Annotated in this window: 23 protein-coding genes; 17 read left to right on the plus strand and 6 right to left on the minus strand. The window is 33.5% G+C overall.

Annotated features, from left to right (window positions below; genetic code table 11):
• The first annotated feature begins 92 nt into the window (after nucleotides 1-92).
• The 4 genes from BN1242_RS11080 (at nucleotide 93) to BN1242_RS11095 (ending at nucleotide 2,688) form a co-directional block, all read left to right on the plus strand.
• On the plus strand, nucleotides 93-875 hold the full coding sequence (locus BN1242_RS11080) for a metal ABC transporter ATP-binding protein (RefSeq protein ID WP_062355808.1): 783 nt from the start codon (nucleotides 93-95) through the stop codon (nucleotides 873-875).
• Nucleotides 872-1,714 carry a metal ABC transporter permease gene (locus tag BN1242_RS11085; protein WP_062355811.1) on the plus strand — a complete coding sequence of 281 codons (843 nt, stop codon included), beginning with the start codon at nucleotides 872-874 and terminating at the stop codon, nucleotides 1,712-1,714. The genes BN1242_RS11080 and BN1242_RS11085 overlap by 4 nt, the downstream gene beginning before the upstream one ends.
• A 15-nt stretch (nucleotides 1,715-1,729) precedes the next feature.
• Complete coding sequence (locus BN1242_RS11090) at nucleotides 1,730-2,143, plus strand: Fur family transcriptional regulator (RefSeq protein WP_062355814.1); 414 nt, start codon at nucleotides 1,730-1,732, stop codon at nucleotides 2,141-2,143.
• Between the two features lie 224 nt (nucleotides 2,144-2,367).
• Nucleotides 2,368-2,688 (plus strand): hypothetical protein, encoded by a 321-nt coding sequence (locus BN1242_RS11095; protein ID WP_062355817.1) that lies wholly within the window; start codon nucleotides 2,368-2,370, stop codon nucleotides 2,686-2,688.
• 77 nt (nucleotides 2,689-2,765) lie between these two features.
• On the opposite strand, the gene ispG is transcribed toward BN1242_RS11095, so the two are convergent.
• From ispG to BN1242_RS11110, 3 genes are all read right to left on the minus strand, one after another.
• Nucleotides 2,766-3,872, minus strand: coding sequence for a flavodoxin-dependent (E)-4-hydroxy-3-methylbut-2-enyl-diphosphate synthase (gene ispG / locus BN1242_RS11100; protein WP_062355820.1), 1,107 nt, complete (start codon nucleotides 3,870-3,872; stop codon nucleotides 2,766-2,768).
• A 180-nt stretch (nucleotides 3,873-4,052) separates the two neighbouring features.
• Complete coding sequence (locus BN1242_RS11105) at nucleotides 4,053-4,367, minus strand: hypothetical protein (protein ID WP_062355823.1); 315 nt, start codon at nucleotides 4,365-4,367, stop codon at nucleotides 4,053-4,055.
• A 130-nt stretch (nucleotides 4,368-4,497) separates the two neighbouring features.
• Nucleotides 4,498-5,268 (minus strand): DUF1189 domain-containing protein, encoded by a 771-nt coding sequence (locus BN1242_RS11110; protein ID WP_062355826.1) that lies wholly within the window; start codon nucleotides 5,266-5,268, stop codon nucleotides 4,498-4,500.
• A 328-nt stretch (nucleotides 5,269-5,596) separates the two neighbouring features.
• Between BN1242_RS11110 and BN1242_RS11115 the strand changes: the two genes are divergently transcribed.
• The 8 genes from BN1242_RS11115 to pstB all read left to right on the plus strand — a co-directional run bounded on the left by BN1242_RS11115 (nucleotide 5,597) and on the right by pstB (nucleotide 15,914).
• Nucleotides 5,597-7,237: a Na/Pi cotransporter family protein gene (locus tag BN1242_RS11115; protein WP_062355828.1), complete on the plus strand. Its 1,641-nt coding sequence runs from the start codon at nucleotides 5,597-5,599 to the stop codon at nucleotides 7,235-7,237.
• A 283-nt stretch (nucleotides 7,238-7,520) separates the two neighbouring features.
• Nucleotides 7,521-8,129, plus strand: a complete 609-nt coding sequence (gene sodA, locus BN1242_RS11120; protein WP_062355831.1) for a superoxide dismutase SodA — start codon at nucleotides 7,521-7,523, stop codon at nucleotides 8,127-8,129.
• Nucleotides 8,130-8,222: 93 nt separating this feature from the next.
• Complete coding sequence (locus BN1242_RS11125) at nucleotides 8,223-9,518, plus strand: MFS transporter (protein ID WP_071435516.1); 1,296 nt, start codon at nucleotides 8,223-8,225, stop codon at nucleotides 9,516-9,518.
• Nucleotides 9,519-9,790: 272 nt separating this feature from the next.
• Nucleotides 9,791-11,881: a peptidoglycan D,D-transpeptidase FtsI family protein gene (locus BN1242_RS11130; protein ID WP_062357013.1), complete on the plus strand. Its 2,091-nt coding sequence runs from the start codon at nucleotides 9,791-9,793 to the stop codon at nucleotides 11,879-11,881.
• Between the two features lie 155 nt (nucleotides 11,882-12,036).
• Entirely contained in the window at nucleotides 12,037-12,972 is a 936-nt protein-coding gene (locus BN1242_RS11135) for a phosphate ABC transporter substrate-binding protein (RefSeq protein ID WP_062355837.1), read from the plus strand.
• A gap of 72 nt (nucleotides 12,973-13,044) precedes the next feature.
• On the plus strand, nucleotides 13,045-13,965 hold the full coding sequence (gene pstC / locus BN1242_RS11140) for a phosphate ABC transporter permease subunit PstC (RefSeq protein WP_062355840.1): 921 nt from the start codon (nucleotides 13,045-13,047) through the stop codon (nucleotides 13,963-13,965).
• On the plus strand, nucleotides 13,965-14,852 hold the full coding sequence (gene pstA, locus BN1242_RS11145) for a phosphate ABC transporter permease PstA (protein WP_062355842.1): 888 nt from the start codon (nucleotides 13,965-13,967) through the stop codon (nucleotides 14,850-14,852). The genes pstC and pstA overlap by 1 nt, the downstream gene beginning before the upstream one ends.
• Before the next feature lie 243 nt (nucleotides 14,853-15,095).
• Nucleotides 15,096-15,914 carry a phosphate ABC transporter ATP-binding protein PstB gene (gene pstB, locus BN1242_RS11150; RefSeq protein WP_077216193.1) on the plus strand — a complete coding sequence of 273 codons (819 nt, stop codon included), beginning with the start codon at nucleotides 15,096-15,098 and terminating at the stop codon, nucleotides 15,912-15,914.
• A 118-nt stretch (nucleotides 15,915-16,032) separates the two neighbouring features.
• Here the strand turns inward: pstB and BN1242_RS11155 are convergent, their stop codons facing one another.
• Nucleotides 16,033-16,524: an endolytic transglycosylase MltG gene (locus BN1242_RS11155; RefSeq protein ID WP_062355845.1), complete on the minus strand. Its 492-nt coding sequence runs from the start codon at nucleotides 16,522-16,524 to the stop codon at nucleotides 16,033-16,035.
• A 29-nt stretch (nucleotides 16,525-16,553) separates the two neighbouring features.
• Complete coding sequence (locus BN1242_RS11160; RefSeq protein WP_062355848.1) at nucleotides 16,554-16,766, minus strand: hypothetical protein; 213 nt, start codon at nucleotides 16,764-16,766, stop codon at nucleotides 16,554-16,556.
• 252 nt (nucleotides 16,767-17,018) lie between these two features.
• Between BN1242_RS11160 and BN1242_RS11165 the strand changes: the two genes are divergently transcribed.
• From BN1242_RS11165 to BN1242_RS11185, 5 genes are all read left to right on the plus strand, one after another.
• Nucleotides 17,019-17,636: a hypothetical protein gene (locus tag BN1242_RS11165; protein WP_062355851.1), complete on the plus strand. Its 618-nt coding sequence runs from the start codon at nucleotides 17,019-17,021 to the stop codon at nucleotides 17,634-17,636.
• A 44-nt stretch (nucleotides 17,637-17,680) separates the two neighbouring features.
• Nucleotides 17,681-17,830, plus strand: coding sequence for a 50S ribosomal protein L33 (rpmG, locus tag BN1242_RS11170; protein WP_062355854.1), 150 nt, complete (start codon nucleotides 17,681-17,683; stop codon nucleotides 17,828-17,830).
• Between the two features lie 67 nt (nucleotides 17,831-17,897).
• On the plus strand, nucleotides 17,898-18,482 hold the full coding sequence (locus BN1242_RS11175; RefSeq protein ID WP_072136190.1) for a 5-formyltetrahydrofolate cyclo-ligase: 585 nt from the start codon (nucleotides 17,898-17,900) through the stop codon (nucleotides 18,480-18,482).
• A 42-nt stretch (nucleotides 18,483-18,524) separates the two neighbouring features.
• Nucleotides 18,525-18,722, plus strand: coding sequence for a hypothetical protein (locus BN1242_RS11180; RefSeq protein ID WP_062355858.1), 198 nt, complete (start codon nucleotides 18,525-18,527; stop codon nucleotides 18,720-18,722).
• Between the two features lie 118 nt (nucleotides 18,723-18,840).
• The gene (locus BN1242_RS11185) at nucleotides 18,841-20,028 is read left to right on the plus strand and encodes a rhomboid family intramembrane serine protease (protein WP_062355861.1); all 1,188 of its coding nucleotides are present in this window, start codon (nucleotides 18,841-18,843) and stop codon (nucleotides 20,026-20,028) included.
• 25 nt (nucleotides 20,029-20,053) lie between these two features.
• On the opposite strand, the gene BN1242_RS11190 is transcribed toward BN1242_RS11185, so the two are convergent.
• The gene (locus BN1242_RS11190) at nucleotides 20,054-20,917 is read right to left on the minus strand and encodes a hypothetical protein (RefSeq protein WP_062355863.1); all 864 of its coding nucleotides are present in this window, start codon (nucleotides 20,915-20,917) and stop codon (nucleotides 20,054-20,056) included.
• Between the last annotated feature and the right edge of the window lie 163 nt (nucleotides 20,918-21,080).

Consider the following 21,080-nt stretch of genomic DNA (forward strand, 5'->3'; position numbering starts at 1 on the left):
CTTCTTTTGTTAAATCGGAATGATTCTTAATAACATATTTTTGCAAGTATTAATTTCGAAGGGTACTTGCTGTTAAGGTAAAAGGTGAGTGTATGCAAAAAAATAAACAACCGTTAATTGAAATAAACGATTTATCCTTCCAATATGAAAAAGATAAAGTATTAGAGAATATTAACCTTGTCGTCCATCGTGGAGATTTTCTCGGTATTGTCGGACCTAATGGTTCAGGAAAATCCACTTTATTAAAACTGTTACTCGGTTTATTAAAAAAACAATCAGGTGAAATTTATTTATTTGGTGAGAAAATGGAGCATTTTACTAAATGGGAAAAGATCGGCTATGTTTCGCAAAAGTCTAATGCTTTTAACTCTGCCTTTCCAGCAACTGTTTTTGAAGTTGTTCGTAGTGGATTAACAAAGAAAGCCAGCTTATTCCAATTTTTCTTTTCAAAGTCAATAAACGAAAAAGTTATAACAGCTCTAAAAGCAGTTGAGATGGATGAATATGTAAATCGAAATATCGGTGAATTAAGTGGGGGTCAACAACAACGGGTATTTATCGCAAGAGCAATAGTAAGTGAACCAGAGCTTCTCATTTTAGATGAGCCGACAGTTGGCGTGGATGCGAAACGTGTTAGTCAATTTTACAATCTACTCGGTTCACTGCAAAAAGATAAAGATATTACATTAATATTAGTGACACACGATATTGGTGCGGTCACAGAAAAAATAACACATGTTGCTTGTATAAACCATACACTCCATTTTCATGGAGATGTGAATAGATTCGAAGAAGAGAGTGTCAATCTTTCATCAATGTATGGTCATGATGTCAAAATATTAACACATAACCATCACGAGGAGGGACACGAATGATTACCAGCCTCATGCAATATGAGTTTTTACAAAATGCATTTTTAACGGGAATCATTATAGGCATGATTGCTCCTCTATTAGGAGTATTTATCGTTGTTAGAAGACTAGCGCTTATCGCCGACGCCTTAAGCCATGTAACATTATCTGGTATTGCTGCCAGCCTTTTATTAGGAAAAATTTGGGCTCCATTTGCAGTAGTCAATCCATTGTACGGTGGAATGGTGTTTTCTATCGGGGGTGCTTTATTAATTGAGAAATTACGAACCGTTTATAAGCACTATGAGGAGTTGGCGATACCAATTATTATGTCCTTAGGTGTTGGACTTGGTGTTATTTTTATATCATTGGCCGACGGATTCAATACGGATTTATTCGGTTATTTATTCGGAAGTGTTAGTGCCGTTAGCAGGGTGGATCTGCTTATTATTTTCGTCATATTTATTATCGTCTTATTAACGATTACTTATTTGTATAAGGAGCTATTTTTATTATCTTTTGATGAAGAATATGGAAAAGCAATTGGTTTGAAAGCAAAGTTGATTCATTTTATTTTTATCGTTTTAGTTGCACTTGTGATTGCTATTTCTATGCGAATTGTAGGAGTCCTTTTAGTATCCGCATTAATGACATTACCGGTAGCAGCAAGTATGCGAATTGCTAAAAGCTTTAAACAAGCCATTTTTTATGCGATTATATTTGGAGAGATATCTGTTATTGGCGGATTAGTTAGTGCTTATTATTTAGATATTGCCCCAGGTGGAGCAATTGTTGTTTTGGCTGCATTATTCTTATTAGGAACAATTGTTAATAATAAATGGCGAACGAGACAAAGTAATTAAAGGGGAGAATGAAAAGTGGATGTAAACGAGGCAATTCAAATATTAAAGGACGAAGGTTACAAATATACTGGTAAAAGAATCGACATGTTAAAATTTATGGAAGAAGAGGACCGTTATTTAACGGCGAAAGATGTTTTTTTAGGAATGAATAGTATTTATCCAAATTTAAGTTTTGATACAATTTATCGCAATTTATCATTGTTTGTCGATCTTGGTATATTAGAAATGACCGAGCTTTCCGGTGAGAAAAATTTCCGCTTCCGCTGTTCCAGAAATCATCATCACCATCATTTTATTTGCCTTGAATGCGGAAAAACGAAGGAAATTGAAACTTGTCCAATGGAATTTATTTACGATAAATTAAAAGATTATACCATTGCTGACCATAAGTTTGAAATATACGGTTATTGTACAGAATGTAATCATTAAATCTCAGCAATGTGGCTGAGATTATTTCATTTTTTTAATTTGACTTAGTTCGTTCGACAATAGTCTATCCAAGAAATGAATATCTCTTATTTTTTTCTGTTTAATGGGGCCTGCATCCAAAATTGCTAAAATTTTATTGTTATGAAAAAACCCTCTCTGCAAACAATAATAATGCTTCAACTTTAAGAAGCGTGGTTTTACGTTTTTTGAAAGCGAGGGGTTTGATGACCGACTTCAAGGATGAATACAAATCGGCACAGACAAATCGATATGATGAAGAAACAGCAGCGGAAATGGCTGTCCCGATTAATCGAACACGTACAACCGAACAAACGAATGCAGAGCAAGGCGGCAGAGGTTTAGGAATTGCCGCGTTAGTATTATCCATTTTAGCTTTGTTTATGGCTCCAGTATTATTTGGTGGTGCTGGTGTAGTTTTAGGGTTCATGGCTAAAAAACGTGGTGCCAATAGTTTAGGAAATTGGGCGATTGGTGTAGGTGCTTTTGCTGCAATAATTGGCCTGTTGATTGCCCCGTTTTTCTAACTTAGATTAGATAATATACATGGTTTCTAGTCAAAAAAGACAGTCCCAAATACTATAGGGACTGTCTTATTTTTGTTTTATGCATTCGCTTTTTCTTTTTCTTTATTTTTAAAATATTCTTCGGCTAAGATATCAATTTCCTTTTTTAATTCCTCTACCATTATTTCTTCTGGTACTTTCCTCACAATTTTCCCTTTCATAAAGAGTAGGCCTTCCCCACGTGCTCCAGCTATGCCTATATCAGCCTCTCTAGCTTCACCAGGGCCGTTCACTGCACATCCAAGAACAGCAACTTTTAATGGTGCTTTTATTTTTTGAATATATTCTTCCACTTCATTCGCAATACTAATGAGATCAATTTCAATTCTTCCACATGTAGGGCATGAAATTAAAGTGGCAGCATTAGATGCTAAACCGAATGATTTTAAAAGTTCACGGGCTACTTTAATTTCTTCCACAGGATCGGCACTTAACGAAATCCGTAACGTATTGCCAATACCCATATGTAAAATTGCTCCTAAACCAGCAGCACTTTTTACTGTACCGGCAAACAATGTACCTGATTCTGTTATTCCTAAATGAAGTGGATAATTAAAAGCTCGGGCCGCTTTTTCATACGCTTCAATAGCTAACGGAACATTGGAAGCTTTCATAGAAACGATAATATCGTGAAAATCGAGGTCTTCTAATATTTTGATATGGTGCAAAGCACTTTCCACCATTCCGTCAGCGGTAGGATATCCGTATTTATCAAGAATCCGTTTTTCTAAGGAACCAGCGTTAACACCAATTCTAATTGGAATTCCACGTTCTTTTGCTGCTTTTACTACTGCCTCAACTTTTTCTTTCCGACCAATATTTCCTGGATTAATTCTAATTTTATCAATTCCGCCTTCAATTGCTTTTAATGCTAATTTATAATCAAAATGAATATCAGCAACTAAGGGAATATTTATTCTTTTTTTAATGCTAGAAATTGCATTTGCTGCTCTTTCATCAGGTACTGCCACCCGAACTATTTGACATCCAGCTTCTTCTAATCTATGAATTTGTTGTACTGTTGCGTCTACATCATGAGTTTTTGTTGTTGTCATACTTTGAATATAAAGTTCATTACTGCCGCCTATTGTTAAATTCCCAACCTTAACTGGGCGTGTTTTTGTACGATGAGTAATATCACCCAAAGTTACTCTCTCCTTTTATATAAATTCAATCCTTTGTACTCATCTTAACAATGAGATAATAAAATTGACAAGGAATTTAGTTTTTCCCGCAGAAAGCTAATCTTTCTGTTCCCCCCACATAATAAGTATCCATGAAGTAAAGAGGGAGATACATGCTAGTCATCATACATAATTGTAACTTTAATAGGATGAATCGTAAATGGGAATTTTATAAATTTTCCCTGGTTGCATGTGTTCTGGCATTAACCCGTTATTTAACTTAGTAAAATCAGCAATTATTTTTTCAATAGTATGATTTTCTGGAAAACCATACTTTCGATCAATAATAGATAATAAAGTATCACCAGGCTGAATTTGCACTTCTTCATAAGGAATTTGACTAGTAAATGTTGTTTTACTTTCTATTTCAACATTTGGCACTGTCCCTTTCGTAATATCATAAAAAAAAGCATAAATACATAATCCGCAAAATAGGAGCCCTAGAACACGTTTCATTATGAAAATCCTCCAGTTATCACTTTTCTATCATTTTATTCGTGTCTATTATTTTTTATGCATAATTAATAGATTACTGGAGGAAATTAAAAACGAGGTAAGGAATATGTCCTAACCTCGTTAGTGAGTATTAAGCTATGTCTGTTGTGTTTTTCGTAAGTTCTTTTAAAGCTAGGAAGATCATCAATAAGCTAACTCCCCAATTAATTGCACCACCAAATGGTACTGTTGCACCAAAACTATTCATAATTGCAAAGAAAGTAATTGGTAAAGTAATACTGTACGCACTTATCTTCCATACATTTCCATATTTTAAATCAAGTCTAAAGGAGGAAACGAGAATTAAAGAAAGCAATCCTAAAACTGATACTTTAATAAAGTTACCAGCTGTAAAAATTAAATAGGCGATGAAAAAGACGATCATTGTAATTATCGGCAAGCTGCTGTCTACTAGATTCAATATTTCTACCATTGTATTTTTATTAATATCGTTTAATTCAAGTGAAGCATAAGTAAAGCTATCGGTTGTGCCGTCAATATCAGCAATGACTCCATCTTTCACAAATTTAATTGTATTCTTTTCGATATCCACTTCTGTCATCAATTTCGAATTATCAAATAGCAAAGTGACACCATCCGCATTGATTGTTACAGGTTCTGATTCATCCATCTGTAATTCATAATCAGTAATATGAAAGTTAGGAACTTCGTCAATAATGATATCTTTTGTATCACCAATAAAATTATTTACGATAGAATGAATGTTTAAAACAATTGGTACAGTTGTCAAAATAGAGATTAAAAAAATATAAAGAATTGTTTTCCCCATTTTTTGTGAATGGAAAGATGCGATGTCTTTCGGAGAATATAAACTTTTAAAAAACTGTTTAAAAATATTCATTAAACCCCATCCTTTTTTTATTAAGAAATATACTAGTCCATTATAATTCTAATATTGTAAATGAGAGATTTCAATAAGAATTTAAAAAAACATTTTCACTTGTAACTTATTTGTAATACTAATGAAATATAAATGTAATAATTAATGTGAATGTAAATCCTATGTAAATTTGTATAGATAAATATTTACATTTCCTATAATAATTAGCCATAATTGTTAAGGGAAAAAGGTTTTGGATAAAATAAAGTAGGTGGTTTTATCGTTTCATTAGCTAGATTTTACATGAACTAATAAATTGAAATGACTTTTTACAGATAGGAGTTATAAGATGAACAGTCAAGAAATTCAACAAATGATTTTTGAATTTATCGGTGGATTAGGTATTTTCCTTTTTGGAATTAAGGCGATGGGAGAAGGACTACAGAAGTCTGCCGGTGACAGGTTACGAGATATTCTTGATAAACTAACAACCAATCCGATTATGGGGGTTATTGCTGGGATTATTGTAACAGCGTTAATTCAAAGTAGTTCTGGTACTACAGTCATAACAGTAGGTCTCGTAAGTGCTGGTTTCATGACATTAAGACAAGCTATTGGTGTCATTATGGGTGCGAATATCGGTACGACCATTACTGCATTTATAATCGGTTTTGATGTTGGAGCATATGCTTTACCGATAATTGCAGTTGGATCATTTTTAATTTTCTTCTTTAAAAAGAAACGAGTGAATTTTTTAGGCCAAGTAGTTTTTGGTTTCGGTGCACTCTTTTTAGGTTTAGAATTGATGAGTTCTGGCATGAAACCATTGCGTGAATTCACCATTTTCCAAGATTTAATGATTAATCTTGGAGAAAATAGTTTGCTCGGTGTATTAGTTGGAACAATTTTTACAGTTATAGTCCAAAGTTCTAGTGCTACAATTGGTGTTTTACAAGGATTATATTCAGATCATTTATTAGAACTAAATGCAGCTTTACCAGTGTTATTCGGAGATAATATCGGTACGACGATTACCGCTATTTTGGCAAGTATTGGAGCTTCTAATGCAGCAAAACGAGCCGCGTTAAGTCATGTGATGTTTAATATTATTGGATCTACCATTTTCTTACTCTTTTTAGGACCATTTACACAGTTTGTTGAATTCTTACAATCATCCTTTGACTTAAATGAGAAGATGACCATTGCATTTGCGCATGGAGCATTTAACATTTCTAACACTTTTATACAAGTTCCATTTATTGGCGTGTTAGCATATATTGTAACAAAAATCATTCCACAGGATGACTCCGTAATTGATTACAAAGTAAAACAGTTGGACCCTAATTTTATTGAACAATCGCCTTCGATTGCTTTAGGAGCAGCAAAAAGTGAAATAATCCGCATGGGTGAATTAGCTGTAAAAGGATTGGAAGAAACAAAAAATTATTTAACGACCGGGAAATCTGTACATGCGGAAATGGCCTTACAATTGGAAGATGCAATTAATAATTTAGACCATAAAATAACGGATTATTTGATCAAACTTTCAACTACAGAATTACTGGAGCACGAATCTGATTTACACTCAACATTAATGGATTCTATCCGTGATATTGAACGGATTGGTGACCATTTTGAAAATATTGTAGAATTGGTTGAATTCCAAATTAATAACAAGATTAAGTTATCAGAGTTTGCAATGAATGATATTGAAGAAATGTTTGACCTTGCAATTTCCACTGTAACAGAAGTGATTGATGCTTTAGAAACGAATGATAAAGAAAAAGCGAAATCTGTTTTCCGGAAAGAAGATGAGATTGACCAACTTGAAAGAAAGTATCGTAAACAACATATTATTAGGGTAAATGATGGCATTTGTTCTGGACAAGCAGGGATTGTCTTTGTCGATGTGATTATTAATTTAGAGAGAATTGGTGACCATTCGGTAAATATCGCTGAACATATTTTAGGTGTGAAAGAATCAGAATAATTGTTTGTGTTAGTTTGTCATAGTTTCTGGTTTGCTATTATCAATGCACGTCGGTAGTAATGATGTAAAGGTAAATTAGGATTTAATTTTCTATTTTAACTAACTTTTCCTTGTATATTTTTGGGAATTTTGGTTATATTACATTCCGGTAGTGAAAACGATGTAAAAGCTAAAGGGTGCATTTTATTTGCGTAAGACAATCAATTTTGCTACTCTTAAATTAATGAGCTTTAGGTAAATTTTTCTAAAGCAATGAAAAAATAATTTATAGGAGGAATAGAAAATGGCATTCCAATTACCTGAATTACCATATGCTTATGATGCATTAGAACCTCATATCGATAAAGAAACGATGAATATTCATCATACGAAACACCATAATACTTATGTAACTAACTTAAACAATGCCCTAGAAGGACAAACGGATTTATTAAATAAAACCGTAGAGGAAGTAATTGCAAACTTAGATGCTGTACCAGAAAATGTTCGGACAGCTGTAAGAAACAATGGTGGAGGCCATGCTAACCATAGCTTATTCTGGCAAATTTTATCACCTAATGGTGGCGGTGAACCAACTGGAGCTTTGTTAGATGCAATTAATGCAAAATTTGGTTCCTATCAAGCATTCAAAGAAGAATTTGCGAAAGCGGCAACTACACGTTTCGGTTCTGGTTGGGCATGGTTAGTTGTTAACAATGGCGAATTAGAAGTGACAAGTACACCAAATCAAGACTCTCCGTTAATGGAAGGTAAAACACCTATTTTAGGGTTAGATGTTTGGGAACATGCTTATTACTTAAAATATCAAAACCGTCGTCCAGACTATATAGGTGCATTTTGGAATGTAGTTAATTGGGCTGAAGTAGCAAAACGATTTGAAGCAGCAAAATAAAATAGTTTATTGAGTTCAAGCAGCAGAGATAATCTGCTGCTTTTTTGCATATGTCTCATCCTTTTACAAACAATATATTTAGGAGGACATATGATGAAAAAACAAACATTTATTCAAAAGTGGTTTGGAGAAGTCGAGGTAACGAAAGATTTATTTTTATTGTTATTCATTGGCGGATTATATTCATTAAGTGTTGCCTTATCTAACACATTTGTAAATATTTTCTTATGGAGGCAATCTGGAGAATTTTATAAAATAGGATTGTATAATTTAGCCATTGTAATTTTTCAACTTATTACATTTATTATTGCAGGACGGATTGCGAAAAAGGTAGACCGTATTATTGTACTACGATTAGGTGTCTGTTTTTTAGCAATTTTTTACATAGCAGTGCTAATCAGTAGTTCGAAAGCATCGAGTTTGTTACTTTTATTAGGTTCTTTATTAGGGGTTGGTTATGGGTTTTACTGGCTAAGTTATAATGTTCTAACCTTTGAAATTACAGAACCGGAAAATAGAGACTTTTTCAACGGTTTTCTCGGTATTTTAAGCTCTGCTGGCGGTATGATTGGACCAATGGCGGCAGGATATATTATTTCAAGATTTACATCTTGGACTGGTTATACTATCATTTTTACTATTTCTCTCCTTTTATTTACTTGTGCAACCGTATTAAGTTTTTCTATGAAACGCAGACCTTCCAAAGGTGTTTATTTATTTCGGGAAGTAATGAAGGAGCGAAAGCGAAATCGCGACTGGTTTATGATCACTAACGCCAATATTTTCCAAGGTTTAAGAGAAGGAGTTTTTTCTTTCATAATTAATATTTATGTTTTTATTGCAACTGGTAGTGAAATGGCACTTGGTACATTCGCTTTCCTCAATTCGTTCGTTTCTTTCATTAGTTATTATGTTGCAGGCAGGTATATTAAACCAAAACATCGAAAAAAATCGATTTTGTTAGGTGGAGCTTTACTTTTTTTATCGTTATCTTTGATTATTTTCCAAATAACATATACAAAATTGTTAATTTATGCAGTGTTAATTGCCATTTCTTATCCGTTAGTGTTAGTTCCTTTCTCCTCCACTTCTTATGATGTTATCGGAAAAGCAAGAAACGCTGCTGAAATGCGAATAGAATATATCGTTGTTCGGGAATTATTTTTAAATTTTGGTCGGGCAGTGTCTATACTTCTCTTTATTATTAGTATTACCTTCTTCCAGATGGAGTTCATCTTACCTTATTTATTATTTATTTTAGGTTCATCTTACTTATTTATTTACTATTGTATAAGGAAAATATCTGATATTTACCCAGGGAGTGCTGGTGAAAAGAAACAGCAACTATTAAGTACGAAAGCGAAAATGCGACCACAAAAAACATATTAATATGCCATAAAACAAATGAACTTTCATAAACATAAAATAGGCAATCGAATGATTGCTTATTTTATTTCACATTACTTATAGATGGTTGGAAACAGTAGCTTTACATTGTTCAAATCGTTAATTTAACAATAAATGTAATTTTATGGTACGTATTTTTTGTGGAACGATGTCGATATTTTAGGTAAAATAGTTATTAGTATGATTTTTAGAGAGGTCGGTGCGGAGTGAAACAAAAGCAAAAGAAAAAAAAGAAAAGCCATATACCATTGCGAATGAATATATTATTTTTTTCGGTCTTTATATTATTTTCTGTTTTAATATTGCGGCTCGGAGTAGTACAAATAGTAAAAGGGGAAATGTATCGAGAGGAAGTAGAACGGACAGATGAAACATCTGTTAGTTTTTCCGTCCCTCGAGGAGAAATATATGATCGCAATCATGGTCTGCTCGTCTATAATATTCCAGAAAAGGCTATCACCTATACTCCTCCAAAACATCCTAGGGCAAAAGACTTACTGGAGGTTGCTAAAAAGCTTAGTCAATATATTCAAATGACAGAAGACGATATGAAAAAGGTTCGAGAAAGAGATTTGAAAGATATTTGGCTGTTAGAAAATGATAATGGTAATGATAAGATTACTGATGAGGAAATGAATTTACTACAGCAAAATAAACTGAAAGATAAAGATATTTATAATATGAAGCTTGAGCGTATTTCGGAAGCAGAACTAAAATCCATCGATTTAAACACAGCTGCCATCTTTAGGAAGATTATTAATAAGACGGCATTGACACCAACCATCATAAAAAATGAAAATGTAACAGATAAAGAATATGCACTTATTAGTGAGCGACTTGCAGAACTTCCTGGAGTTGACATAACGACTGATTGGCAGCGAGGCTACACAGATGACTCTACGTTAAAGTCAATATTAGGAAAAGTTACTTCCTCTGATGAAGGGATTCCTTATGAAAAATTGCAGTATTACCAATCGAAAGGTTATAGCTTAAATGACCGTATTGGAAAAAGTTATATAGAAGAATTATTCGAAGATGTATTACAAGGACAGAAAACGAAGATAAAAACGGTTACGGATAAAAAAGGTAATGTCGTAGACACAGAAATTGTTAATGAAGGAAAAAGCGGTAAAGATGTTGTATTAACCATTGACTTAGAACTGCAAAAACGGGTGGAAGAAATTATTGAAGAGGAACTATTATCATGGGTTAAGTTACCGCGAACGAATTTTCTCAATGACGCTTTTGTCGTTGTAATGAATCCAAAAACCGGGGAAATCTTATCATTGGCTGGAAAGCATTATGATCGTGAATCGAAAGATATTTGGGACTTTGCTCACGGTACATTTACAGCAGCTTATGCCCCAGGTTCTGCCATTAAAGGTGCAACCGTATTAATGGGTTATCAAACAGGTGTGATTCAGCCACATTCAAGGTTACTCGACGAACCATTATATTTCGCAGGAAATACTGCTCCAAAGAAATCTGTACAAACTATGGGAATGGTTGATGATTTAACCGCCTTAGAAAGATCCTCTAACGTCTATATGTGGAAAATTGCTATCGCTATCGGTGGTGCAAGATATATTCCACATGGTCCATTGAAAGTAGACATGAACAAAATTAATGAATTACGATATTATTTTAATCAATTTGGATTAGGAGTAGAAACTGGTATCGGATTTTCGAACGAAGCGACTGGCTATACTAGTTTTCCACAAAATCCAGGTAACTATATCGACTTTGCAATTGGACAACATGACACATATACTCCATTGCAACTAGCCCAATACGTTTCCACGATTGCTAATGGTGGCTACCGTGTTAAACCGTTGTTATTAAAAGAAATAAGAGAACCAGAGATAAATGAAAAAGGATTAGGGCCAATCATTGAAACAAGTAAGCCGATAATACTTAATAAAATTGATATGCAAGACGAATGGATTGAACGGGTTCAACAAGGTTTTTGGCGTGTTACTCATGGTTCAAGAGGGACTGGACGTTATTATTTCAGTAACGAGCCTTATAACGCAGCTGGAAAAACAGGTACTGCCCAAGTTCCGATTTACGAAAATAGACAAAAGTACGATACGGTAAATTTAACTTTTGTTGGATATGCTCCATTCGATAATCCAGAAATTGCAATATCTGTCGTTGTACCGACTGTTTATTATGGAAGACAACCTTCATCGACGAGCATTAATAATGTCATTGCCCAAAAAGTATTCCGTGCATACTTTGAACTAAAAGAAGAACGGGCGAAAGCAGCGTCCGGAGCAAAACAAGAGGAAACAATTACAGAACCAACAGATGAAAATGAAACAACTGAAGATACAATCGAATAGTAAATTTTATTGAAGCTGATGGAATTTCCGTCAGCTTTTTTGATTTCTCATATTTACAATTCATTTACAATACTTTTACTTTCCGTTTAAACGAGATTAATAAATAAGTATTATTCTAGGATTGTAAAACAAATAACGTTTAGGGGGAAATTTAGATGAAGATCGTAAAAAAAATAACATTATTACTAGCTATCATTTCAGTAATTACTTTTGCTGCTGCATGTGGGAGCAGTACAAATGGAAGTAGCAGTTCAGAAAAAGAAAATGGCAATTCATCCAATAATGCAACGAATGAATTAGAAGGATCGGTAAATATTTCTGGATCTTCTGCGATGCAACAATTAGTGGCAGCAGCAGCAGAACAATTTATGGATAAGCATTCAAAAGTAAATATATCTGTAAATGCAGGTGGATCAGGTACAGGACTTAGTCAAGTTTCTGAGGGATCTGTGGATATCGGCAACTCTGATGTATTCGCTGAAGAAAAAGAAGGTATCCCGGCTGATGAATTAGTTAACTTTAAAGTAGCGGTAGTTGGGATGGCAGCAGCTGTTCATCCAGAAGTAGGAATCGATAATATATCAAAAGCGGACTTAATAAAAGTATTCACAGGAGAAATTACTAATTGGAAAGAACTTGGAGGAAAAGATCAAAAAATAATTTTAGTTAACCGTCCTGATTCAAGTGGTACGCGGGCAACATTCGTGAATTTTGCTTTAGATGGTGCAACTCCAGCAGAAGGAATTACGGAAGACTCTTCGAACACAGTGAAAAAGATTATTTCTGAAACAAAAGGGACAATTGGATATTTAGCTTTATCTTACTTTACGGATGATTTAGTTAAAGCATTATCCATAGATGGAGTGCAGCCTACAGATGAAAATATTCAAACAGGACAATATCCGATTTGGGCATATCAACACTCCTATACGAAAGGTGAACCAACTGGTGTTGTCAAAGCATTCCTAGACTATATGTTAAGTGATGAAGTACAAACTTCTTTATTACCAGAATTAGGATACATTCCAGTAACAAAAATGGAAGTAGAAAGAGCGGTTGATGGAACGGTAACACCTGTTTCAAAAAAATAACCTCTTGAAAAAATAAATTTTAGGGCAAAATGAGTTAACTCTTTTGCCCTTTTGCAAATATGAGGTGTGATAATGGAAAAAACAATAAAAAGTTCAAACCGATTACTCCAACAAAAAAAACAATGGTTCGATGATGAAAAGCGCGGAAAATACCTCGTAACAATATCCGCTTTCATTATTATTAGTGCAACTATAGCAATAACGATATTTTTAACTATGAAAGGCATCCAGTCATTTATTAAAAATGATATAAGTCTATTGAAATTTATTACTAGTACGAATTGGGATCCGACTAATAAAGACGCACCACATTATGGAGCTTTTGCATTTATTTTCGGATCGTTTGCCGTCACCATTTTCTCCGCATTAATAGCTGGTCCACTAGGAATCGGGGCAGCAATTTTTATGTCCGAAATTGCGCCGAAAATAGGGAAAAAGGTTTTAAGACCAATTATCGAACTACTTGTCGGAATACCATCCGTTGTATATGGATTTATTGGCTTAACTGTTTTAGTTCCATTTATTCGAGAACACTTTGGTGGCTTAGGCTTTAGCATATTATCGGGAACTATTGTATTAAGTATTATGATTTTACCTACAGTTACTTCGATAGCAACAGATGCTTTATCAACCTTGCCGAATAGTTTAAGAGAGGGATCTTATGCATTAGGTGCGACTCGCTGGCAAACAGTAAGAAGAGTACTAATACCTGCCGCATTGCCAACCTTGCTAACGGCAGTAGTTTTAGGAATGTCAAGAGCTTTTGGTGAAGCATTGGCAGTGCAAATGGTAATTGGAAACAGTCGTGATTTTCCGACGAGTCTATTAGATACGGCCGGAACATTAACGACGATTATTACGTTAAATATGGGTCATACAACTTATGGAAGTATTGAAAATAATACTTTATGGTCGATGGGACTAATTTTACTAGTTATGTCATTCATGTTTATCATATTTATTCGGTTTTTATCTTCTAGGAGGAAGATTTAATGAAAGCAAAAATTTATGATAGATTGGCAACCGTTATCTTTGTATTTATCGCACTTATTTTATTTTCCCTTGTTATAGGACTTTTTTCTTATATTTTTTTCAATGGTTTTCAAAAATTATCGTTAGACTTTCTCACAAATCCATCCAGCAACATTCGGGCAGGTGGGGGAATTCGCGATCAATTGTTTAATTCCTTATACATTCTTTTCATTACAATGTTAATCGTTATTCCATTAGGGATAAGTGGCGGTATTTACATGGCAGAGTATGCAAAACCGAATAAATTTACTGAGTTTATTCGTTCTTGTATAGAAGTTTTATCTTCTTTGCCTTCCATCGTTATTGGGATGTTTGGTTTATTAGTTTTTGTCAATATGACAGGTTGGGGCAACACGATTATAGGTGGGGCGTTAGCATTAACAATATTGAATTTGCCAGTGATTGTGCGAACGAGTGAGGATGCGATTCGCTCTGTACCTAAGGAATTAAAGGAAGCTAGTCTTGCTTTAGGAACGACACATTGGTACACCATCAAGAACGTTCTATTGCCAAAAGCGATGCCTGCAATTATTACTGGGGCAATTTTGGCATCAGGGAGGATTTTTGGTGAAGCAGCTGCATTACTTTTTACTTCAGGTTTATCAACACCAAGATTGAATTATTTAGATTGGAATCCATTTTCAGATACTTCACCATTGAATATTTTTCGACCTGCTGAAACATTAGCAGTTCATATTTGGTCTTTAAATACACAAGGGATCATTCCAGATGTTCAGGAAATTTCACAAGGTGCTGCTACACTATTAATTATTGCAGTTTTAGCATTTAATGTATTTGCTAGACTAATCGGTACCATCTTATATAAAAAGATGACTGCAACGAAATAGTGAATTGATCCGAAGAATAGTGCGTGTTTTGAAAGGGGATTTTTCCGACTAAAAGAATCGTTAAGACATTTGATGGATTACTCATTTAGTCCAGATAAATTTTTGCTGAGGAAAAGATAAAATATTTGATTATCTAATTATGGCAATATTAAAAGCCTATAGTTGACCACTTAATATTCATAAAGTGGAAAAACAATTCCTCATAATATTGGAAGGAAAAGCTTTGATAGGGGTGTTTTCTTAATGACAGCTATTACGATTGAAAAGCCGAATCGTTTAGAAAATAGTGATGTTCTTACAAATAAAGCGGAAGTAGCTTTGCACATTAACAATATGTCTATTTATTATGGTGAAACAAAAGCAGTAAAAAATATTACGATGGAAATAAGGCAAAATGAAGTAACAGCACTAATTGGTCCGTCTGGATGCGGTAAATCAACCTTTTTAAAGACAATTAATCGAATGATCGATCTCATACCAACTGCACGCTATGATGGCGAGATTATGTATGATGGGATTAACTTGTTAAGAAAAGATATAAATGTTGTACAGCTACGTAAGGAAATAGGGATGGTTTTTCAAAAGCCTAATCCTTTTCCGAAATCCATTTACGAAAATATTACTCACGGTTTAAAATTTGCCGGAATACGTAAAAAACAAGTGTTAGATGACATCGTTGAAGACAGTTTACGAAAGGCAGCCCTATGGGATGAAGTAAAGACACGACTATATGATTCTGCTTTAAATTTATCTGGTGGTCAGCAACAGAGGCTTTGTATCGCAAGAACTATTGCCGGTAAACCGAATATTATTTTATTAGACGAACCATCATCTGCACTAGATCCAATTTCCAACGCAAAAGTCGAGCAATTAATTTTGGACTTAAAAAAGGATTATACGATCGTCATCGTTACCCATAATATGCAGCAAGCAGCAAGAATTTCCGATAAAACAGCATTTTTCTTAAATGGAGATTTAGTTGAGTATGACCATACAGAGAAAATCTTTACTAATCCAGATAAGAAACAAACAGAAGAATATATTTCAGGTAGATTTGGGTAACCGAATATGCGGAAAATATTCGAAAAAACAATGGAAAGGTGTTACCTATCCTATTTCACACTAGTTTTACTAAATCGAGTCTACAAAAAAAGAAGGGTGGCTACCTCTTCTTTTTTTGTCATTTTGTAATGAGTTTTGCAATTGTTAAATAGCTCATATCACTATTTAGTGAATAGCTGCCAATTTGAATGCTTCTGTCCATCTTTTGTTCTATGACAAATTGCTCGAATTTGCTTTTATCATCCACGATATGATGTTCCTCTAATGTTGCTGCAATCTCTGTTAAAGTCATACCTTCTTTAATTTCCAGTTTATAGGTCGTAATACTACTTTCAACCTTTTGTCCGTCATTGTTTTTATCTTTATTTAATTTATTTCGTAACTCGTCGTTTTCTTTCTGTAATTGTTCGATTTTCCTTTGCTTTTCTTGTAAATCATTTGTTAGTTTATCAAAATCTTTTGTCTTTACTAGCTTGTATCCTTCTGGAGCAGCTAAGTCTTTTCCCGTATTTGTTTGAATATCCTTCCCGATAATAAGTTGGGAGAAAAATAATATAGCTACTGAAATAAGAATACCGAGACTAAAAGCACGTAGTGACTGTTTATTCATTTATTCTCCACCTTTATAAATTTCAGTAATTATTGTCGTTTATTTTTCTCGGGAAAACTTGTTAAAAGCAATTCTTCTTCTAATATTTTTATTCGTTTTTTCATTTTATACGATTCTTCATACCACTGTAATGTTAAATGTTCCACCTCTTTTTTTATCTCTTTTGTTGCATCTGGTATAAAAAAAGAAATGATAAATAGAGCTATTCCGATAATGGCTAGTAAAAATAATATTGTATTCACACGTATCACTCCCAATTAGTATTTTAGCATAATTCCATTTAAACATATATACCGTCCTACCGCGAAAGTGTCCGTTTGTTCCTGCTGCTTCGCTTTCGTCATTAATAAATATGGAACACAATTCTTAAACAACCTATTAAAAAGATAGGGTAATCGACAAAATATGACAAATTGTGTTTATTGTTAGAATTTTCATTTGATGGTAAGATATATATATCATATTGGACAAGTAAAAAAGAAAGGGTGAACAACATGATAGATTCGCTGCAAAGTAATCAAATTTTACGTCAAACTAGTCATTTTAAAGATAAAATGCAAACGAATTTTTATTTATTTTGTGAAGAAAATCATCATTTATTATCAATTAATAATGGAGCAACAATTAATGATCAAATAAATATATCTGTTGCCCCATTTTATCGGAAAGAAGAATTAGAAATTGTAAAAATTGAACTTCAAAATCATCATACTACCTCGGTACATGTTAAAATATTTGTTGAAAATGAGTTAATCCAACATAAGCGAAATCAATACGTTTTTGCTTCACCGAGCTTAGATGTTTTATTTTTTGCTAATGGAAACTCATTGTTTTTATCATCTGGAAGTTTTCTTGGTAAATCAATTTGCCAATATGGTGCGGTTTCGAGGACTCATGAGTTTTATAAAAATTTACAACAAGGCTATATCCCTTTTAACCCAATTGGCAAAGGAGATGTATTAGGTGTTTATTCTTTAGAAGGCACAATCCATCCTAACGAAACTGTGCAAGCATACACATGGACATTATCCTCGAACGCTTTTTCCAAAAGTGAATTATTATGTTTGAATGATGAATTGAAAATTAGACTAGCTTTTTATGATGAAAGATGATATTATAGTAAGGTCGTAATTTGTGTATGACTGGAGGGATTCACATGCGTGTAAACATTACGTTAGCTTGTACAGAATGCGGTGAACGTAACTATATTTCAACAAAAAATAAACGGAATAACCCAGATCGTTTAGAATTGAAAAAATATTGTCCTCGTGATAAAAAAACGACTTTACACCGTGAAACAAAGTAAGCAGCAGGAGTTTTAACCCTGCTGTTTTCTTTTTGATTGAATTTATTCTCCAAAGTGGGGTGTGCTTTTGGAAGCAAAAAAAACTTTTCGGAAAAAAATGAATGAAACTCTATCGACACTAGGACAACTAGAATATCAACGGTTATCAGAACAAATTGCTGAAAATTTATATAGCACTAGTTATTGGCAAAAAGCAAATGTTATCGGAATTACAATTTCTCGTTTTCCCGAGGTCAATACTTATCCAATCATTGAAAAGGCTTGGCGAGAAGGGAAAACAGTTACTGTCCCAAAATGTATTCCTAAAACAAGAAAATTAGACTTTAGAAAAATTACAGATTTTTCCCAATGCGAGAAAGGCTATTTTCAATTAATAGAACCTTTAATTAATCAGACAGAAGCAGTGGAAAAAAACTCAATTGATTTATTAATTGTTCCAGGTTTAGCCTTTACAGAAAATGGAGAACGAATTGGGTTTGGCGGTGGATATTATGACCGCTATTTAGAACAATTTAATGGTCCTACGTTATCTTTAGCATTTGAAATACAAATTGTACAACAGTTGCCTCTCGAAGAACATGACTTCCAAATAGATCAAATTATCTCAGAAGCAAATATTTATGATGCGAATAAGAAAAATTACCGCGGATAAAATAAAGAAACTAACAGAAACTAACAGCAGGAGGATGATATTATGCTGTCTAGTTTGTTTCGGAAAATAATCATGTTGACTACCGCTTTTATGATTTATAAAAATCGATATCGCATTATGAATTGGGTATTAAGTTTTCCAACTATAAGACAAGTAGCAGTAAGTACAACGATGAAAATTCCACTTATTAGAAAAATGTTTTTTCAATCCACCTTCCGATCGGATGTTGCAGGCAAATAGCCTGCATTTTTTTTTTGGAAAAAGGAAAGAAATTATATATCTTAAGAGAAACTCTTTACATTTGTTTTTTTTATTCGTTATAGTTAAAGAAAGACTTTTTTAGAAAGTGGGGAATATATTGAGCTCACGCGAAGATTTTATTTACTGGAGCATGGTCCGATATTTTATTTTCCAAAAACATTACCGTCTCATCCATTTATCAGAAAATCAAAATGAAATTTGGCTAGTAAATCGTTCACATAAAAAATTTCCGCTTATCCATTTGCAACGTGAAGATGTGGACTGGAGTAATAGACTGAAACAAACAATTGAATTGACCGCAGTTAATGCAATTAGGCTAAGGAAAAGTTTGTTTTTACCAAATAAACAAGCGTTAAATATTGTTGTTTCCGCATTACCGCCAGTTGATTCTTATGAATATTTATTAGAAAAACCTTTGCAACTAGATAAGGGGAAAATGACCGTCTATTCATCCTTAATAGCAGGAGCGGAAAGCTCATCACAAATTCAATCGGTGATTCATTTATTCGGTGACAGTAATGAGATTACGTTGCAAGATGATTACGATTCGCTGCAAATAGCTGCAATGCGAGAAACCATACTGCGTCATGCAGTTAAGGAAATGAAAAATGAACAATCGTTATTTAATTATAGTAAACCATTATTCACTTATATTTTCCTTGCCATCCAAATCGTCATTTTTTTATTATTAGAGCTTAGCGGTGGAAGCACGGACCCATACGTCTTGCTTCAATTCGGTGCAAAATATAATCCTGCCATTTTAGCGGGGGAATGGTGGCGATTTATTACACCGATGTTTATTCATATTGGTGTGTTACATTTATTAATGAATTCTATTGCATTATATTATTTAGGTTCTGCAGTGGAGAAGCTGTACGGTAATTTCCGGTTTTTATTTATTTATCTTTTTTCTGGAATCGCGGGTTCTATTGCTAGCTTTGTTTTTAATCCCTTTGATTTATCCGCTGGGGCAAGTGGTGCCATTTTCGGTTGTTTTGGGGCATTGTTATATTTCGGCCTGGAATATCCCCATATCTTTTTCCGAACGATGGGAATGAATATTCTTTTCTTATTAGGTTTTAATTTAATCTTCGGTTTTACTGTTCCTGGTATTGATAATTCTGGCCATATTGGCGGTTTAATTGGTGGTTTCCTAGCAACTGGAATTTTCCACTTTCCGAAAAAAACAAAGAAAACGAAACAATTACTCTTCTTATTAGTTACCGTTTTGTTGACTATTTTTACATTATTTTTCGGATATAAAATCTTGCCAGTCCCTTTGTAAAAACGGTAACAAAAGACATGTGAAGTTATTGAATAGTTTGTTTAAGTAAGATGGATTCTCCTTCTTTCGTTTCAAATACGACGTAAATACTTTGTTTATTTTTAGAAAGTAAAATAAAAGGGATGGTACTGCCTAATGGTTTAATAAAGGTGCCATCTTTTTTTCTAATACCAAGAAAATAGTTTTTATAAATGCCTTCTGAAAGCTGGCCGATTAGCTTATTTGTCTGTTGTTGAGAAAAATTCGGTAACGGTTTCGTTGCATAATTCGGTAAATCCATTAAAGAGAGTACAGTAAAATAGTCAAGATTCAATTGAAAAGTATCGGTTGCTTTTTTTAAACTATCCATGATTACCTTATTTGCTCTTGCATCCAATTTTTCCTGCCAAATTTTTTCTAAATCATTTCCAGCTGTATTAAAATAGTATGATCCTTTATTATTTTGAAAAAACACATACATTTTGTCATTAGATATGGATTGAGCACTAAATATGTTGCCATCTTTATGAATTTCTGCATGATGAAAACTAAGTGCCTCGATTAAACTAGGCTCTTTTAGCGTGATTTTCTTCCGTTGTTTTAATAATTTGCTATTTTCCCTCCATTGATTACTACTGCCTATTAGTCTCCCGTTCTGATAAATAAAAGTTATATCTTGACGTAAAAATGTTTCTTGATCACTATTAGAAAAAGTATGAACTTCTAGCTTTATCGTATTTTCCTTTTCCTTCGTCGCTTTTATTTCTGTTTTGGCGTCGGTAAAGGTAATGGTTTCATCTATTGGAAAATAAGTAATACTTTCACTAACTTTATGTTCAGTTTGTAAAAACCAAAGTAAGCCCGTAAGAAAAACTAAACAAAAAATGATCAGTGGTAATTTTTTATTCATCTATATCCCTCCACTTTTTTGGAGCTTTTTTAGCAATATATGAGGTTGTCCCTTAATCTATGAATGATTGTTTGTTTTTTTTAAGTTTGCGAATGTAAGTATGAATAGTTGTTAAACTGTCCATGCTGTTAAGGGAAATTTTTTGCAAAAGAAAAGCAGGTGG

The sequence above is a fragment of the Bacillus kwashiorkori genome (assembly GCF_001375515.1).
In the GTDB taxonomy this organism is placed as follows: Bacteria; Bacillota; Bacilli; order Bacillales; family Caldibacillaceae; genus Bacillus_BK; species Bacillus_BK kwashiorkori.

What these genes read in the sequence shown, in the direction of transcription:
- BN1242_RS11180 (WP_062355858.1), top strand. Translation starts at nt 18,525, where the DNA reads ATGCTGTCTAGTTTGTTTCGGAAAATAATCATGTTGACTACCGCTTTT.
- BN1242_RS11105 (WP_062355823.1), bottom strand. Translation starts at nt 4,367, where the DNA reads ATGAAACGTGTTCTAGGGCTCCTATTTTGCGGATTATGTATTTATGCT.
- BN1242_RS11095 (WP_062355817.1), top strand. Translation starts at nt 2,368, where the DNA reads ATGACCGACTTCAAGGATGAATACAAATCGGCACAGACAAATCGATAT.
- BN1242_RS11125 (WP_071435516.1), top strand. Translation starts at nt 8,223, where the DNA reads ATGAAAAAACAAACATTTATTCAAAAGTGGTTTGGAGAAGTCGAGGTA.
- BN1242_RS11115 (WP_062355828.1), top strand. Translation starts at nt 5,597, where the DNA reads ATGAACAGTCAAGAAATTCAACAAATGATTTTTGAATTTATCGGTGGA.
- BN1242_RS11130 (WP_062357013.1), top strand. Translation starts at nt 9,791, where the DNA reads ATGAATATATTATTTTTTTCGGTCTTTATATTATTTTCTGTTTTAATA.
- pstB (WP_077216193.1), top strand. Translation starts at nt 15,096, where the DNA reads ATGACAGCTATTACGATTGAAAAGCCGAATCGTTTAGAAAATAGTGAT.
- BN1242_RS11085 (WP_062355811.1), top strand. Translation starts at nt 872, where the DNA reads ATGATTACCAGCCTCATGCAATATGAGTTTTTACAAAATGCATTTTTA.
- BN1242_RS11155 (WP_062355845.1), bottom strand. Translation starts at nt 16,524, where the DNA reads ATGAATAAACAGTCACTACGTGCTTTTAGTCTCGGTATTCTTATTTCA.
- pstA (WP_062355842.1), top strand. Translation starts at nt 13,965, where the DNA reads ATGAAAGCAAAAATTTATGATAGATTGGCAACCGTTATCTTTGTATTT.
- BN1242_RS11190 (WP_062355863.1), bottom strand. Translation starts at nt 20,917, where the DNA reads ATGAATAAAAAATTACCACTGATCATTTTTTGTTTAGTTTTTCTTACG.
- BN1242_RS11135 (WP_062355837.1), top strand. Translation starts at nt 12,037, where the DNA reads ATGAAGATCGTAAAAAAAATAACATTATTACTAGCTATCATTTCAGTA.
- pstC (WP_062355840.1), top strand. Translation starts at nt 13,045, where the DNA reads ATGGAAAAAACAATAAAAAGTTCAAACCGATTACTCCAACAAAAAAAA.
- sodA (WP_062355831.1), top strand. Translation starts at nt 7,521, where the DNA reads ATGGCATTCCAATTACCTGAATTACCATATGCTTATGATGCATTAGAA.
- BN1242_RS11110 (WP_062355826.1), bottom strand. Translation starts at nt 5,268, where the DNA reads ATGAATATTTTTAAACAGTTTTTTAAAAGTTTATATTCTCCGAAAGAC.
- rpmG (WP_062355854.1), top strand. Translation starts at nt 17,681, where the DNA reads ATGCGTGTAAACATTACGTTAGCTTGTACAGAATGCGGTGAACGTAAC.
- BN1242_RS11080 (WP_062355808.1), top strand. Translation starts at nt 93, where the DNA reads ATGCAAAAAAATAAACAACCGTTAATTGAAATAAACGATTTATCCTTC.
- BN1242_RS11165 (WP_062355851.1), top strand. Translation starts at nt 17,019, where the DNA reads ATGATAGATTCGCTGCAAAGTAATCAAATTTTACGTCAAACTAGTCAT.